The sequence below is a fragment of the Blautia sp. HCP28S3_G10 genome (assembly GCF_052065235.1).
Classification (GTDB): Bacteria; Bacillota; Clostridia; order Lachnospirales; family Lachnospiraceae; genus Blautia_A.
On sequence record NZ_JBQHUL010000005.1, the window covers coordinates 126,253 to 139,742 of the forward strand.

A 13,490-nucleotide genomic window follows, 5' to 3' on the forward strand; every position below is an offset into this window, starting at 1 on the left:
CGATTTACTTAGAGAACGCTATCAGCTGGCAGAAAACAGAATCCGTGAGATTTGTACGGAAAGAACAGTGCAGAGCAGATTTATTGATTTTTTTCAGCAAACAGCGAAATTTTTGTGTAAAACAGCCGATATTATGGAGAAAGATGTTCGTACAGAAACACTGGAAGAACTCAGACAGGAAAATTACAGACTGTATGAGGAACTTCTTAAAGATAACTATGAAACATCTTATGGAAATCCGGCATATGCCGAAAAACAGCTTGGAAAATACGGAAAGGTTTTCGGCTTTCTTTACAGTGAACTGAGAGGAACAGTTGTATATGCCTTCGAGAAAAAAATGTGGGATTATACTGTGGCGGCAGAATTATTTCTTGAGGTATATGCGTCATTTGAGAATGGGGAACTGCCGTCTGTAAAAAGTATAGAAGATATCCTGAAATCTTATGTGAATGATTACTGCCAGGATATGATGGAGGACAGAATTGCAGAAGCTGTCGATCCTTCAAGAAATTTTGCAACAGATATTATCATGAATTCTGATCTTACTGATCTGAGATATCTGTACTTTTTCGGAGAATATATTTCAGAAAATGAAACAGGAGTTGCTGAATATCTGAACACGCTTTCACAGGAAGAGATAGACAGTATGGCGAGAACTTATACAGAGGGTTACCGCATTGGATTCGTTAATGGAAGAAAAGATCTCTCTGTCAAAAAGACAGTTAATATCCGTTATAATCTCGGATTTGAGAGAATGGTGCGTGCTGCGATCATGCAGTTCAGAGAAATGGGACTTGAGCCGGTAATCTACCGCCATGCAACCCATGCAGTAAACAAAAGAGGTGTCTATCGTATCGGATATACAGGTGCTGTTGCCAATCCTCAGTATGATTACGATCACAGACAGGACTGCGCTCTTTTTATGGACAGTGATTTTGTCCAGAGAAAACTCCGTTCCATGCAGAATGCCTATGAAAATTATAAAGAATTGTCAAAAGTTCATGGCGGTCCGGCATGTATAGATACTTTTGGAGAGGAACCGTTTTCACCGGTGAACAAACCGGAAGCCTGGGCGCTTACAGAAGCACAGCAGAAACTGGAAGTTGAAATGAACAACGAGTCCGGTCAGATTGTCAATCGCTATATTCCGGGAGACGAAAGAAGTTTTACTATCATTGCATATCCGGTACCTGAAATAGGCGGGAATTACCCGGAGATTTTTCACGAGATTGTAAAGATCAACACACTGGATTATAAACTTTACGAAAAAATACAGCAGACGATCATCGAAACGTTGGATACTTGTCAGTGGGTTGCGATCAAAGGCTGTGATGGAAACGAAACAGACCTGATCGTGCATCTCCATGAGCTGGAAGATGTGAAGAAACAGACAAACTTTGAAAATTGTGTGGCTGATGTGAATATCCCGGTAGGGGAAGTATTTACGTCTCCTGTTCTGGCAGGAACCGGCGGAATCCTTCATGTAAAAAAGGTTTACCTTAATGGACTTCAGTTCCGTGATCTCAAGCTGGTATTTGACTGTGGACAGGTTATTGATTATTCCTGCAGCAATTTTGAGACAGAAGAAGAGAACAGGGCATATATAGAAGACAATATCCTTCATCATCATAACAAGATTCCTATGGGTGAATTTGCAATAGGAACAAATACTACCGCCTATGTTGCAGCAGAAAAATATGGCATAGCAGATAAACTTCCAATCCTTATTGCAGAAAAGATGGGACCACATTTTGCAGTTGGTGATACGTGTTACAGCTGGGCGGAAGACACTCCGGTATATAATCCTGATGGAAGAGAAATTATTGCAAGAGATAATGAGATCTCTGCTCTTCGTAAGGAAGATATCAGCATGGCTTATTATGGCTGTCACACGGATATTACAATTCCGTATGAAGAACTGGGAAGTATTCAGGTTATTGACGAAGACGGAGAGAGTACTTCCATTATTGAGAACGGTCGTTTTGTACTTCCGGGAACAGAGGAACTGAACAGACCTTTTGAAAAATAGAAAGACAAATATACAAAAACTGTTTGCCTGTCAAAATATTTCTTTTCTGAAATTCGGTTGACACAAAATTAGAATCTTAGTAGAATCAACCTGGATATAAGAAAAAGGAGGCCACCAATGAAAAAAGTAGGAATTGTAATGGGAAGCGACTCAGATATGCCGGTTATGAGCAAAGCGGCAGCAATTCTTGACATGCTGGGCGTTGAATACGAAATGAAGATCATCTCTGCACACAGAGAACCGGATGTGTTCTTTGATTATGCAAAAAGTGCAGAAGAGAGAGGATTTAAGGTTATTATTGCAGGTGCAGGAATGGCAGCGCATCTTCCGGGAATGTGTGCGGCAATATTTCCAATGCCTGTTATTGGTATTCCGATGCATACAACATCCCTCGGAGGACGTGATTCTCTGTATTCCATCGTACAGATGCCATCAGGAATCCCGGTTGCTACAGTAGCTATTAATGGCGGAGCAAACGCAGGACTTCTGGCAGCAAAAATTCTGGCGACATCAGATTCTGAACTTCTGAACAGACTGAAAGCTTACAGTCAGGAACTGAAAGAACAGGTAGAAGCAAAGGATGCCAGACTTCAGGAAGTTGGCTATAAAGAATATTAAGTAACTTTACAATTAAATACCGAGAAGAGGAGAAGAGATATGGATTATAAAAAGGCTGGCGTTGATATAGAAGCAGGTTATAAATCAGTTGAATTGATGAAAAAACATATTGCAAAGACAATGAGACCGGAAGTACTTGGAGGAATCGGTGGATTTTCAGGGGCTTTTTCTATGAATGCATTCAAGGGGATGGAAGAACCTACGCTGGTATCCGGTACAGATGGATGCGGAACAAAAGTTAAACTTGCCATGATCATGGATAAACATGATACTATCGGAATTGATGCAGTAGCCATGTGTGTAAATGATATCGCCTGTGCAGGCGCGGAACCTCTGTTTTTCCTGGATTATATTGCCTGTGGCAAAAACTATCCGGAGAAAATTGCCGAAATCGTAAGTGGTGTTGCAGAAGGATGTGTACAGTCCGGTGCAGCTCTGATCGGTGGGGAAACAGCAGAACATCCTGGACTTATGCCGGAAGATGAATATGATCTTGCGGGTTTTGCAGTAGGAGTTACTGATAAAAAAGATATTCTGACAGGTGAGGAACTGAATCCTGGAGATGTGCTGATCGGAATGGCATCCACAGGTGTACACAGCAATGGATTTTCGCTTGTACGTAAAGTATTCGAAATGACAAAGGAGTCTCTTGACACCTATTACGATGAGCTTGGAACAACTCTTGGCGAGGCACTTCTTGCACCGACAAGAATCTATGTAAAAGCGCTGAAGAGTATTAAAGATGCCGGCGTTCGCATTCATGCATGCAGTCATATCACAGGCGGTGGATTCTATGAGAACATTCCACGTATGCTTAAAGAAGGAACCAGGGCTGTAGTTGATAAAAACAGTTACCCTGTACTCCCTATTTTTGATCTTCTTGCAAAAAAAGGTGATATTGAAGAAAAAATGATGTATAATACATTTAATATGGGGCTTGGAATGGTTATGGCTGTTGACTCGGCAGACGTGGATAAAACAATGGAAGCAATCCGCAAAACAGGTGATACACCATATGTAGTAGGACGTATTGAAGCAGGCGAAAAGGGAGTGACCTTATGTTAAAACTTGGTGTGCTTGTTTCCGGAGGAGGTACAAACCTGCAGGCGATCCTTGATGCCATAGATGCAGGAGCAGTCACAAATGCTGAAATTAGCCTGGTAATCAGTAATAATGCAGGAGCATATGCCCTGAAAAGAGCTGAAGACCATGGAATCAAGGCAGAATGTATATCTCCGAAAGATTATAATGACAGAGAACAGTTTCACAGAGCACTTCTTGAAGAACTTAAGAAAAATCAGATAGATCTTGTTGTACTTGCAGGATATCTGGTTGCTGTTCCACCGATGATTGTAGAGGCCTTTCCTGACAGGATCATTAACATTCATCCGTCACTGATCCCGTCTTTCTGTGGTACTGGATTTTATGGACTGAAAGTTCATGAAGGAGTGCTTGCAAGAGGAGTTAAAGTCACCGGCGCTACAGTACATTTTGTAGATAACGGGACAGATACCGGACCGATCATTCTGCAGAAAGCAGTAGAGGTGCAGGAGGGAGATACACCGGAAATTCTCCAGAGAAGAGTTATGGAGCAGGCGGAATGGAAAATTCTTCCGCGTGCTATAGATCTGATAGCCAATAACAGAGTAACAGTACAGAACGGAAAAGTTATAGTTAAGGACGGGAGAAAAGCATGAAAGTATTGATTGTTGGAAGCGGCGGAAGAGAACATGCCATTGCATGGAGTGTGGCAAAGAGCCCAAAGGTAGATAAAATTTACTGTGCACCGGGAAATGCAGGAATTTCTGAATATGCCGAATGCGTTCCGATCGGTGCAATGGAATTTGACAGACTGGCTGATTTTGCCGAAAAAAATGCAGTTGATCTTACAATCATAGGTATGGATGATCCGCTTGTCGGTGGTGTGGTTGATGTGTTTGAAGGGAGAGGTCTTAAGGTTTTCGGACCGCGTAAGAATGCCGCAATTCTTGAAGGATCCAAAGCTTTTTCAAAAGATCTTATGAAAAAATATGGAATTCCTACAGCTGCATACGAAAACTTTGACGATCCGGAAAAAGCTTTGACATATCTCAGAACCCAGGCAAAATTTCCAATTGTTCTGAAAGCAGACGGACTTGCACTTGGAAAAGGAGTACTGATCTGTAACAGCCTTGAGGAAGCAGAAGCCGGTGTTAAGGAAATAATGGAAGATAAAAAATTCGGAAATGCCGGAAATACCATGGTCATTGAAGAATTTATGACAGGAAGAGAAGTTTCTGTACTTTCTTTTGTTGATGGGAAAACAATTCGGTTGATGACTTCTGCTCAGGATCATAAGAGAGCAATGGATGGCGACAAGGGACTCAATACAGGCGGTATGGGAACGTTTTCTCCAAGTCCGTTTTATACAGATGAGGTAGATGAGTTCTGTAAGAAATACATATACCAGAAAACAGTTGATGCCATGGCAGCAGAAGGACGCCCTTTTACAGGCATTATCTTTTTTGGATTGATGCTGACAGAAGACGGACCGAAAGTGCTTGAATATAATGCGCGTTTTGGAGATCCTGAAGCTCAGGTAGTACTGCCAAGAATGAAAACAGATATCATTGAAGTGATGGAAGCCTGTGTAAACGGAACACTGGATCAGGTGGAACTGGAATTTGACGACAATGCAGCTGTCTGTGTTGTTCTGGCAAGTGACGGATATCCGGTAAAATATGAAAAAGGCATTCCGATGTACGGGTTTGAGAATTTCAAAAATAAAGACGGATATTACTGTTTCCATGCAGGAACAAAATTCCAGGATGGACAGATCGTCACAAACGGAGGCCGTGTTCTTGGAATCACAGCAACAGGCAGTGATCTCAGGGAGGCCAGAAAAAATGCTTATGAGGCAACAGAATGGATTCAGTTTTCTAATAAATACATGAGACATGATATTGGAAAAGCCATTGATGAGGCCTGAAAACATAAAGAAAGAGGAACTTAAATGGGAATTAGTGTAGAAGAAGCAGTAAAAGAAATTCAGGGAAGGGAAAGTGTATTTATCGTTTATTCTCAGGCAACAAAACTTCCCTATGTGACCTGCGGAGAAGAAACATATAATGATCAGGTTTGGTTTTTTGCAAATGAAGATCAGCTGAAAGAGTTTGGAAAGAAGAAAATCGAAGAAAAAAATCTTGTAATGGGGATGCGTTATGATAAAAAAGATTTTCCAAGAATGTACGGACTTCTGTTTTCTATCGGAGCCAATACAGTAATCTGGAACAGAGATGAAGAGCAGATAGAGGTTGACCTGGAGAAAATTGTCAGAAAACCGAATCTCGAAAAAATGGAACCCGCAAAGCGTCCGCTGATCAATCCTACACTTCAACTTTCAGGAATATATTTTATGCAGCAGCTCCGTCGTCCGATAGATGAGGAGGAGCGCAAGAAAATTAATCTGCGTGAACTGGAAGAGGAACTTATCGTAAATCTTAAAAAATCAGAATTTCTGGTTGCGATGGAACCTGATCCGGAAGAGCCAAAAAGAATCAGGATTCCATATCTGAAAAATAAAGAAGGCAAGATCCTTCAGCCGGTATTTTCAGATGTCATGGAATTTGAAAAATTTGCAAAAGGCAGAAAGCTGAGAATTTCAAAACTTCCATTTGACAAACTTCCACAGATTCTTATGGAACAGGCAGAAGCTATAGTTGTCAATCCTATGGGATTCAATCTTCTGCTAAACAAAGAACAGCTCAAAAAAATACTCGGTTAAAATGACAGGCGGCCAAGGAGGCTGCCTGTTTTAAATTTATCTTGCAAAATTTCTGAATTGTGCTACCATATGTATAACATCGTTACCAAGGAGGCTGATTAAATGGTCATTGAAATTGATTTTAACAGTGACGAAGCGATTTATGTTCAGCTGATGAACCAGATTATAATGGGAATTGCCACATCGAGGCTTCACGAGGGAGATCCTCTCCCGTCAGTCCGTCAGCTGGCAGATACCATTGGTATTAATATGCATACGGTCAATAAGGCATACTCTCTTCTGAGGCAGGAAGGCTTTGTTACGATAGACAGAAGAAGAGGGGCGATTATCGCAGTAGATGTGGACAAAATCAAGGCGCTGGAAGAAATGAAAGAAAATCTTATGGTTGCGCTTGCAAGAGGCTGCTGTAAAAATGTTACCAGAACAGAGGTTCACGAGCTGATTGATGAGATTTTTGATGAATATGGAATAGACGGATAAGGAGGACAACATATTAGGTATGCAGGCAAAATTTACCAGACAGGCTAAGAATGTATTAAAGCTGGCAAAAGAAACCGCACAGTCCTGTGGGCATTCTTATATTGGAACAGAACATATACTGATAGGATTTTTAAAGGAAGAAGAAGGTACTGCAGGAAAGATTCTTGAAGAATTCAGTGTGGATCCCGAAAAACTTCAGACTCTGATTTCAGAATTGATTGCACCTTCAGAAGTACTTACAGCAGAGAAAACTCTGGAATACAGCCCAAGAGCAAACAGAATTATCCTGCAGGCGCAGAAAGAAGCTGACCGTCAGAAAGTCCGCCAGGCAGGAACGGAACATCTTCTTCTTGCAATGCTGAAAGAAACTGACAGTGTTGGAACCAGACTTCTGTATACAATGGGAGTTAATATTCAAAAACTTTTTGCAGCAGTGCTGTCTGCAACGGGCATCGAAAATGAAGGAAATGCAGAGAATTTTTCCCAGATGAAGCCAGAACGTAAACAACAGAATGGAACTTCTACACCAGCACTGGATCAGTATAGCAGAGATTTGACTGCAATGGCAGCAGAGGGAAAACTTGATCCGGTTGTAGGAAGAGATAAAGAAATTACAAGACTGATTCAGATTCTGAGCAGAAGAACCAAAAACAATCCATGCCTGGTAGGAGAACCAGGAGTAGGAAAAACCGCAATTGTTGAGGGACTTGCACAGAGGATTGTTTCCGGAATAGTACCGGATACAGTAAAGGATAAAAGAGTTGTTGTGCTTGACCTTTCGGGAATGGTTGCAGGAAGCAAATACAGAGGTGAGTTTGAGGAACGTATCCGCAAAGTAATAAATGAAGTCAGCGCAGACAAAAAAATACTTCTCTTTATAGATGAACTTCATACGATCATCGGAGCAGGAGGCGCTGAAGGAGCTCTGGATGCTTCAAATATCCTGAAACCGTCTCTTTCAAGAGGCGAGATACAGTTGATAGGAGCCACCACGCTGGAAGAATACCGCAAATATATTGAAAAAGATGCGGCACTGGAAAGACGTTTCCAACCGGTGACTGTAAATGAACCTTCAGAAGCTGAAACTCTGGAAATCCTTAAAGGACTGCGTCCATATTACGAAGAACATCATGGTGTTGTGATTGAAGATGAGGCTCTGGAAGCAGCAGTAAAAATGGCAGAAAGATATATTAATGACAGGTTTCTTCCAGATAAAGCAATTGATATTATTGATGAATCAGCGGCAAAAGTACAGCTCAGAGGCTATAAATCTGTTCCGGAACTGGAAGAGCTGGATGAAGAAATTCGCGAGATACAGAAAGAAAAAGAAGAGGCTATCAGGAACGCAGATCTGCCATATGCAAAAGAACTGCAGCAGAGACAGAGAGACGCTGAAGCCAGAATTAATGAAATCAGGCAAAAAGAAGAAAAGAAGAAAAAACGTAAACATATGACAGTAACTGAGGCCTCGATTGCTGAAACTGTTTCAGAGTGGACCAGAATTCCTGTACAGAGGCTGACAGAAGGTGAAACAAAGAGACTGGCACGTCTTGAGAAAGAACTTCATAAACGTGTGATTGGACAGGATGAAGCTGTAAAGGCTGTTTCACAGGCTGTAAAAAGAGGACGTGTGGGACTGAAAGATCCGATGAGACCGATTGGCTCATTCCTGTTTCTGGGCCCGACCGGAGTGGGTAAGACAGAACTTTCCAAGGCTCTTGCGGAAGCTGTATTTGGAAGTGAACAGGCAATGATCCGTGTAGATATGTCAGAGTATATGGAGAAACACAGCGTTTCCAAGATGATAGGTTCTCCTCCGGGATATGTAGGATATGATGAAGGCGGCCAGCTCAGTGAAAAAGTCAGAAGAAATCCGTACAGTGTTATTCTGTTTGATGAGATTGAAAAAGCGCATCCGGATGTATTTAATATTCTTCTTCAGGTACTTGATGACGGTCATATTACAGATGCGCATGGAAGAAAAGTCGATTTTAAGCAAACAATCATTATCATGACTTCCAATGCAGGTGCCCAGTCAATTATTGAGCCGAAGAAACTGGGATTTTTGAACAGCCCTGATGAAAAACAGGATTATGAACGTATGAAATCCAATGTTATGGAAGAAGTCCGCAGAATTTTTAAACCGGAGTTTTTGAATCGTATTGATGAGATTATGGTATTCCATCCATTAAATAAGGCTCATATACGTAAAATTGTGGGAATTCTTCTGAAGACACTTGAGAAAAGATGCCTAGAACAGATGGAAATTGAACTCAAAGTTACCGGATCAGCGAAAGAGTTTCTTGCGGAAGCAGGTTTTGACAGTAAATATGGTGCACGACCGTTAAGAAGAGCTGTTCAGACAAAACTTGAGGATCCTCTTGCAAATGAAATCCTGGAAGGCAGGATACACAGGGGAGATGTCGTGAAAGTACAGCTGCATCAGAAAGAACTGAAATTTGTTCCTGTAAAGAAAGAAACAGATGAAAAGGATTAAATTCGTTACTGTTCACTCCGTTCACAGCAACTTGGTCAAAATCCATTCCAAATCACCTTCGGTGATGGGATTTTGCCCCGTATGTCTCGGGATTTTGCCATATTCATGGCAAAACACCTCGCGGGATATTACCTGTGAACAGTTACTTAAATTCTAAAAAAAAGATGTTAAATCTTGATCAGGATACTGGTCAAAAAAAGGGCCGGATGTTATAATAAAATAACTCAGTCATCTGTGGGAGATATACAGGTGAAAGGGCAATAAACACAAGAAAAGTCTTAGGAGGACATAAGATCATGGCAGTAGTTAAGGAACTGATCCGAACAGAAGAAAATGGCAGCATAAGCTTCGGCAATTATGAATTGTCACATAAATCAAAAGTATCAGATTATCCTCATCAGGGAGATATGTATAAAGTAAAAACATTCCAGGAAATTACCAAGCTGGAAAGAAATGGAATGTTTGTATATGAATCTGTACCGGGAACAACTGTTTTTTCTCTGGAACAGGATGGTTCCAGTATGAGTTTTGAAGTAGAAGGTGCTGAAGATGCACAGATTACTGTGGAAATGGAAGCAGATACAGAATACAGTGTTTCCATTGATGGCGAAGATACCGGAAAAATGAAAACTAATCTTGGCGGTAAACTTTCTTTCAGTGTTGAACTTGGGGGAGATAAAGCCGTAAAAGTAGAAATCAAAAAATGCTGAAAAATAAAAAAGTAATTTATTTTTGTCAGGAATGTGGATATGAATCTTCTAAATGGATGGGACAGTGTCCGGGCTGCAGAGCATGGAATACTTTTGTGGAGGAAACCGTTTCTTCCAAAAAAAGTCCGGCTGGAGGTGGGGCAGCAGGTACGTCAAAGAAAAATGACCCTGTAAAACTCAAGGATATCCGTTTATCTGAAGATGAACGCCGTCTGACAGAGATTGGTGAGCTTGACAGAGTGCTGGGTGGCGGTATCGTCCCCGGCTCTCTTGTGTTAGTGGGTGGAGATCCGGGAATCGGAAAATCCACCCTTCTTTTACAGGTGTGCAGAAATCTGGCACAGTCAGGAAATGCGGTTCTCTATATTTCAGGAGAAGAATCTCTGAGACAGATAAAACTGAGGGCAGACAGACTGGGTGAATTCAATGAGAATCTGCAGATACTGTGCGAGACAAATCTTGAAACAATACGAGAAGTGATTGAACGAAAAAAACCAAATACGGTAGTGATTGATTCTATTCAGACCATGTTTCATGAAGATATCAGTTCTGCACCGGGAAGTGTATCGCAGGTAAGAGAATCCACGAATATCCTCATGCAGATTGCGAAGGGGCTGGGTATTTCTATTTTTATAGTCGGTCATGTCACAAAAGAAGGTAATGTTGCAGGGCCGAGAGTTCTTGAACATATGGTTGACACAGTTCTTTATTTTGAAGGTGACAGACATGCTTCTTACAGAATTCTGCGGGCCGTCAAGAACCGTTTTGGTTCAACAAATGAGATAGGCGTATTCGAAATGAGAAGCACAGGTCTGGAAGAAGTAAAAAATCCTTCAGAATTCATGCTGAATGGAAAACCTAGTGGAACATCAGGTTCTATAGTCGCTTGCTCAATGGAGGGAACACGGCCGATTCTGGTGGAGATACAGGCACTTGTGTGTCAGAGCAATTTTGGTATTCCGAGACGTACGGCAGTTGGAACGGATTTTAACAGGGTAAATCTTTTAATGGCAGTGCTGGAAAAAAAGGTTGGTATTCACCTGGCAGCCTGTGACGCATATGTCAACATCGCAGGGGGAATGAAAATGACAGAGCCTGCGATAGATCTGGGAATTTCTCTAGCAGTAGTATCCAGCTGTAAAGATATTGTTATTCCGGATGGAGTAATGGCATTTGGAGAGATTGGACTGAGCGGAGAGGTCCGTGCTGTAAGTATGGCGGGGCAGAGAGTAGCAGAGGCAAGAAAACTGGGATTTGATACGGTTATTCTTCCCGAGGTCTGCAGATCGGCAACAGAGAAGATTCAGGGGATACGTCTGGTATATGTATCCTGGATTCAGGACGCAATTAGATTTATTATGAACAAATGAAATGAAGAGGTAAGGTATGAAAGCTGTTGTTTTTGATATGGATGGGGTGATTTTTGATTCGGAAGCTCTGGCTATCGAAATGTGGAAAGTTGTTGCAGATAAGTATCATATTCCTGATATTGAAATTCTTTACAAAGATTGTCTCGGAACAAGTGAAGTGGTCACCAAAGAAATGTTCCTGAAATATTATGGACAGGATTTTCCATATGATGAATATAAAGCAGAAATGTCAATACTTTTTCAGAAAAATGCAGCGGGCGGGAATCTTCCACAGAAATCAGGTCTGAAAGAGTTGCTGGAATATCTGAGATCACATGGGATAAAAACAGCAGTTGCGACTTCTACCATACAAGAAGCTGCGCTTAAAGAACTTGAAGAGGGTGGACTCCTGGAATATTTTGATGAAATCGTATGTGGTGACATGGTAGACAGAAGTAAGCCTGCACCGGATATCTATCTGGAGGCGCTCAGAAAGCTTCAGATTGAACAGAAGGAGGTTTTTGCAATAGAAGATTCCTATAATGGAATACGAGCTGCCAGTGCAGCAGGAATGCGTCCAATCATGGTACCGGATCTTTCTGCACCGACGGAAGAAATGAAGAATCTTGCCGAATGTATACTTCCATCACTGAATGATGTAAAAGATTATTTTCGAAATATTGTCGGTCAGAAACTTAAGAAACAGATTACCAAAAGCAATGCTGTAGCTTTGACCCATAACGGAAAATTTCATGCCGATGATGTTTTCTCAGCAGCTCTTTTAATGTATCTGAATCCTGAAATCAGAATTATCAGAGAAAACAGGGTTCCGGAAGAGTTTGACGGAATTATTTTTGATATTGGAAGAGGTACATATGATCATCATCAGAAAAACAGCAGAGTCCGTGACAATGGTATAGGATATGCTGCTTTTGGACTTCTTTGGGAGGATCTGGGAAGGGGAATACTTGGAAACGAGTTGGCAGAACAGTTCGACATAAGCTTTGTGCAGCCTCTGGATAATAATGATAACACAGGTGATAAGAATGAGCTTGCATCTCTGATAGGAGGATTTAATCCGACATGGGATGCGGAGGATAATAATGACACCGCATTTTTTCAGGCAGTGAGTGTGGCAGGACTCGTACTGGATCATAAATTTGAAAGATATCTTGGAAATGAGCGTGCAGATAAGAGAATAGATCAGATGCTGGAAAAGCATGATATGGAGCTGGGGAGTCTGACAGATGAGGACAGACGGATTCTTGTACTGCCGGAGTTTATTCCATGTCAGAAACGTCTTTCTGAATCTGATATTGCGTTTGTGATATTTCCATCAAATCGAGGGGGATATTGTGTTCAGCCGCAGAAAAAAGAGTATTCCATGAATTATAAATGTTGTTTCCCGTCAGAATGGCTCGGACTGGAAAGTCAGAAGCTGGAAGAAGTAACAGGACTGAAAAGCGCCGTTTTCTGCCACAAGGGCGGATTTCTGATGACGACAGGAACGCTGGAAGATGCAGAAGAAGCATGCAGAATAAGCCTCAGATGTTTCAGCGATGAACCTGTTATAGTGAATCTGGGAGGCGGAGAAGAAGCAGATTTTCTTCTCAGACAACTTCCGCATATGAAAAATTCAAGAATACAGCACATAGCCTTGCCGGAATTGCCAGAACTGGAAACAGATGGGGTTTATGGAGACATTACTCTGGATAAGTCTCAATGGAAGGCGATGATAAAAGAGCAGGTAAAAAAGATTCTAAAATACAAACCGGAAGCAGTATATGTGGAGGGCAATGTATTTGAAACGTATCCTGTCGTACATGCGTTTCGCAAGAAACATATACCAGTTCTTACAATGGTGCAAAGTGATAAAAAGAAGATAATTATGAGGATACCTTCGGGTTCCTGATAAATATTTTGAAAAAAATGGAAAAAAGTGTTGACAGCCCGGTTGGAAAGTGTTATTCTAACTGAGCTGTCGCAAGAAATTGTTTCTTCTGCATCAACAATTTAAAAAGTTTTGAAAAAACGAAAAATAATT

The 13,490-nt window shown here is 41.3% G+C and carries 11 protein-coding genes and 1 pseudogene; all 12 read left to right on the top strand.

Annotated features, from left to right (window positions below):
* Nucleotides 1–337 precede the first annotated feature (337 nt).
* The 12 genes and pseudogenes from ACTNB8_RS04160 to ACTNB8_RS04215 all read left to right on the top strand — a co-directional run bounded on the left by ACTNB8_RS04160 (nucleotide 338) and on the right by ACTNB8_RS04215 (nucleotide 13,358).
* Nucleotides 338–2,029: an aminopeptidase gene (locus tag ACTNB8_RS04160; RefSeq protein WP_441052561.1), complete on the top strand. Its 1,692-nt coding sequence runs from the start codon at nucleotides 338–340 to the stop codon at nucleotides 2,027–2,029.
* A 117-nt stretch (nucleotides 2,030–2,146) separates the two neighbouring features.
* Nucleotides 2,147–2,647 carry a 5-(carboxyamino)imidazole ribonucleotide mutase gene (gene purE / locus ACTNB8_RS04165; RefSeq protein WP_441052543.1) on the top strand — a complete coding sequence of 167 codons (501 nt, stop codon included), beginning with the start codon at nucleotides 2,147–2,149 and terminating at the stop codon, nucleotides 2,645–2,647.
* Nucleotides 2,648–2,686: 39 nt separating this feature from the next.
* Nucleotides 2,687–3,712 carry a phosphoribosylformylglycinamidine cyclo-ligase gene (gene purM / locus ACTNB8_RS04170; RefSeq protein WP_441052544.1) on the top strand — a complete coding sequence of 342 codons (1,026 nt, stop codon included), beginning with the start codon at nucleotides 2,687–2,689 and terminating at the stop codon, nucleotides 3,710–3,712.
* Complete coding sequence (purN, locus tag ACTNB8_RS04175) at nucleotides 3,706–4,344, top strand: phosphoribosylglycinamide formyltransferase (protein WP_441052546.1); 639 nt, start codon at nucleotides 3,706–3,708, stop codon at nucleotides 4,342–4,344. The genes purM and purN overlap by 7 nt, the downstream gene beginning before the upstream one ends.
* Nucleotides 4,341–5,615 (top strand): phosphoribosylamine--glycine ligase, encoded by a 1,275-nt coding sequence (gene purD / locus ACTNB8_RS04180; RefSeq protein ID WP_441052548.1) that lies wholly within the window; start codon nucleotides 4,341–4,343, stop codon nucleotides 5,613–5,615. Before purN ends, purD begins: the two co-directional genes overlap by 4 nt.
* 24 nt (nucleotides 5,616–5,639) lie before the next feature.
* Complete coding sequence (locus tag ACTNB8_RS04185) at nucleotides 5,640–6,410, top strand: SseB family protein (RefSeq protein WP_441052550.1); 771 nt, start codon at nucleotides 5,640–5,642, stop codon at nucleotides 6,408–6,410.
* Nucleotides 6,411–6,512: 102 nt separating this feature from the next.
* Nucleotides 6,513–6,890 carry a GntR family transcriptional regulator gene (locus ACTNB8_RS04190; RefSeq protein WP_296156381.1) on the top strand — a complete coding sequence of 126 codons (378 nt, stop codon included), beginning with the start codon at nucleotides 6,513–6,515 and terminating at the stop codon, nucleotides 6,888–6,890.
* A 19-nt stretch (nucleotides 6,891–6,909) separates the two neighbouring features.
* The gene (locus ACTNB8_RS04195; protein ID WP_441052552.1) at nucleotides 6,910–9,387 is read left to right on the top strand and encodes an ATP-dependent Clp protease ATP-binding subunit; all 2,478 of its coding nucleotides are present in this window, start codon (nucleotides 6,910–6,912) and stop codon (nucleotides 9,385–9,387) included.
* 296 nt (nucleotides 9,388–9,683) lie between these two features.
* Nucleotides 9,684–10,097, top strand: a complete 414-nt coding sequence (locus ACTNB8_RS04200; protein WP_441052553.1) for an endosialidase — start codon at nucleotides 9,684–9,686, stop codon at nucleotides 10,095–10,097.
* Nucleotides 10,091–11,467: a DNA repair protein RadA gene (gene radA, locus ACTNB8_RS04205; RefSeq protein ID WP_441052555.1), complete on the top strand. Its 1,377-nt coding sequence runs from the start codon at nucleotides 10,091–10,093 to the stop codon at nucleotides 11,465–11,467. The genes ACTNB8_RS04200 and radA overlap by 7 nt, the downstream gene beginning before the upstream one ends.
* 16 nt (nucleotides 11,468–11,483) lie before the next feature.
* Nucleotides 11,484–12,029: pseudogene (locus ACTNB8_RS04210) on the top strand (HAD family hydrolase); the annotation flags it as partial.
* Between the two features lie 96 nt (nucleotides 12,030–12,125).
* The gene (locus ACTNB8_RS04215) at nucleotides 12,126–13,358 is read left to right on the top strand and encodes an MYG1 family protein (protein WP_441052563.1); all 1,233 of its coding nucleotides are present in this window, start codon (nucleotides 12,126–12,128) and stop codon (nucleotides 13,356–13,358) included.
* Nucleotides 13,359–13,490: the final 132 nt, after the last annotated feature.

What these genes read in the sequence shown, in the direction of transcription:
- ACTNB8_RS04185 (WP_441052550.1), top strand. Translation starts at nt 5,640, where the DNA reads ATGGGAATTAGTGTAGAAGAAGCAGTAAAAGAAATTCAGGGAAGGGAA.
- radA (WP_441052555.1), top strand. Translation starts at nt 10,091, where the DNA reads ATGCTGAAAAATAAAAAAGTAATTTATTTTTGTCAGGAATGTGGATAT.
- purE (WP_441052543.1), top strand. Translation starts at nt 2,147, where the DNA reads ATGAAAAAAGTAGGAATTGTAATGGGAAGCGACTCAGATATGCCGGTT.
- purD (WP_441052548.1), top strand. Translation starts at nt 4,341, where the DNA reads ATGAAAGTATTGATTGTTGGAAGCGGCGGAAGAGAACATGCCATTGCA.
- purN (WP_441052546.1), top strand. Translation starts at nt 3,706, where the DNA reads ATGTTAAAACTTGGTGTGCTTGTTTCCGGAGGAGGTACAAACCTGCAG.
- purM (WP_441052544.1), top strand. Translation starts at nt 2,687, where the DNA reads ATGGATTATAAAAAGGCTGGCGTTGATATAGAAGCAGGTTATAAATCA.
- ACTNB8_RS04195 (WP_441052552.1), top strand. Translation starts at nt 6,910, where the DNA reads ATGCAGGCAAAATTTACCAGACAGGCTAAGAATGTATTAAAGCTGGCA.
- ACTNB8_RS04160 (WP_441052561.1), top strand. Translation starts at nt 338, where the DNA reads ATGTGGGATTATACTGTGGCGGCAGAATTATTTCTTGAGGTATATGCG.
- ACTNB8_RS04190 (WP_296156381.1), top strand. Translation starts at nt 6,513, where the DNA reads ATGGTCATTGAAATTGATTTTAACAGTGACGAAGCGATTTATGTTCAG.
- ACTNB8_RS04200 (WP_441052553.1), top strand. Translation starts at nt 9,684, where the DNA reads ATGGCAGTAGTTAAGGAACTGATCCGAACAGAAGAAAATGGCAGCATA.